Raw genomic sequence first — 2,001 nt, forward strand, 5'->3', positions numbered from 1 at the left:
GTTAAGGCTTCTCCCGACCAATGTGAAAAAGGTTACCTGATTTTAAAGCTAAGTGAAGCGACAAGGCAAGAAATTGGACAACAAGGTGATCAATATGAGAATAAATTTTACTTGGGAGACGAACGAGGAAATAGAATAGATCTTCACCCTATACAGCAATTGCCCGAAGACTTATCCATGGGTTTTTTTGAATATAACTACATGGGTGTTAATGTTGTCTCCGAAATAAACTCTGCATACGGAGGTGGTTGCACGTTTTTTAGTTTTGATTTGCCTGAAAGTTCTTATTTGGCTGGCTTTTTTGGTGCGTTTCCTATATTTAATCGAATAAAACATGAATATTCAGAACGACCAATAGGTGTGTCTTTAGATGATGATTTGTACTGGTATACAGGTCGTTGGTTTGGATTTACAAAGGAGTCGGGGGACTTCTTATCACTTATATTGCCAAGGTATGAAGTCAAGTGGAAAAGAAAAAACAATGAAGTTTTAACAGAGCTTTTATTTTTACCTCCCGACAAAAACAAAGGCTTTCCGGGAGGCCAAGAATATCTGAAAGCTAAAGCAGATTTTGAAAGTTATCAAAATTACTTTGACTAAGAATAAAAAAACTGAGGAGGTTCTGCGGAAGACTTGGGGAGTATAATATCTAACGTCGCACGTTTGACTTCTAATAGCGGTTAGCTGCTAAAAAGAGTTTCCTTTATAAAGGTAGATTAAATAGCCAATGGAGTTTAAAGTAACATGAGATACTGTCGCACTTAGTAAACCATAATGTTTAGAAAGCAGTCCTCTACTGAATGAGTTTATCGTTGACATCACGACTTGTGCTGTTAATGGGTTAGGGTTGGTAAGATGTAAAAGTCCAAACAATGTAGATTTGATGATGTTACTAAAAATAAATATTTTTTCATCATGATTGTTGATTCTATTAGTTGCAGATTCTATAGAGAAATTGATTAAACGGAGTAAGTGTCCATTAAATATCACCTCTTCAATGACAGCTCCTATAATAGCCTCATTAAATTTTAATTCTCCATTGTATGGGTCATGTATTAATGACAGAGGGCGTAAAACGAAAATAGCCAAAATTTGATATTGTATAGAATGTATTGCACCTGATAATAATCCATAATAAAGTTGATTGTTAAAATCTAACTCTTTTATTAGAACGATCATTATGTTGGATTCTTTATCTTCTATATTCAGTGAGTCTGAGTCTGAGTCTGAGTCTGAGTCTGAGTCTGAGTCTGTGAGGCTCATATTTATTAATGTGTGCAAAGAGTTAAATTCATCCTCTGTTTTTAAGAGCGAGGTGTCTGACTTTGCATGTTGAATTACTAATGAGCAGAATATTGCGATTATTAAAATATATTTTTTCATTGTACTTATCCTTGAAAAACAAGCATAACAGCTAACAAATGATACCATTTCGTTTTGAGACTTCGTCCCACCATCCGTTGCGCCTCAGGCACGTGGCTGAAGCGGGTGTTACGAGCTTTAATCAATATACTCAACTGACCTAAAGCTATCTGTATTTAAAGGTGAACTTTTTTTCATATCGGTACATTCAGCATTTTGTGTAATGCTCCCATCTTTAAAAGTAAGCCCACCAAGACTGGGTGTTTCTCTAAGCGCCGACATCGAGTACAAAAATTGACTTTTATGAGTAGCATCGTTAGTCGTATCTACTTTATGCCTTATAAAAACGCGCCCTAAAAAATCAGGAAGATCTTTTCTATTTACTTTAATGTGGCAGTGCCAACCTTTTTCCTCGTTATTTGTTCTAGTCGGGTTCTCTGGTTTATGTAACTCTGCTTTATGGTCCAGATCACTATTAAAAATCATATCTTCAATATCATAATTCAATTGATTTTGACATTCTCCAGAGCCAAAATAAATGCTACCTCTGGCGCAACATATTGTTAATACCTCTCGTTGCATCGCCTCTCTTTCCGTTAATTTTACAGCAGAAATTAAAGATTGGCTTTTGGGGAAATA

The 2,001-nt window shown here is 35.5% G+C and carries 3 protein-coding genes; 1 reads left to right on the forward strand and 2 read right to left on the reverse strand.

What is annotated here, in order from left to right; all coding sequences use genetic code 11:
- Nucleotides 1-600 (forward strand): hypothetical protein (locus KDK18_RS01425; RefSeq protein ID WP_257252659.1); only part of this gene is annotated, 600 nt, incomplete at its 5' end.
- Nucleotides 601-687: 87 nt separating this feature from the next.
- Here the strand turns inward: KDK18_RS01425 and KDK18_RS01430 are convergent.
- Both KDK18_RS01430 and KDK18_RS01435 read right to left on the reverse strand, forming a co-directional pair.
- A complete protein-coding gene (locus KDK18_RS01430; RefSeq protein WP_257252660.1) occupies nt 688-1,383 on the reverse strand; it encodes a type II CAAX prenyl endopeptidase Rce1 family protein in 696 nt (231 codons plus the stop codon).
- Nucleotides 1,384-1,500: 117 nt separating this feature from the next.
- Nucleotides 1,501-2,001, reverse strand: a 501-nt coding sequence (locus KDK18_RS01435) for a hypothetical protein (RefSeq protein ID WP_257252662.1), incomplete at its 5' end; no start/stop codon positions are given.

This window comes from Endozoicomonas sp. SESOKO3 (assembly GCF_024606255.1).

What these genes read in the sequence shown, in the direction of transcription:
- KDK18_RS01430 (WP_257252660.1), bottom strand. Translation starts at nt 1,383, where the DNA reads ATGAAAAAATATATTTTAATAATCGCAATATTCTGCTCATTAGTAATT.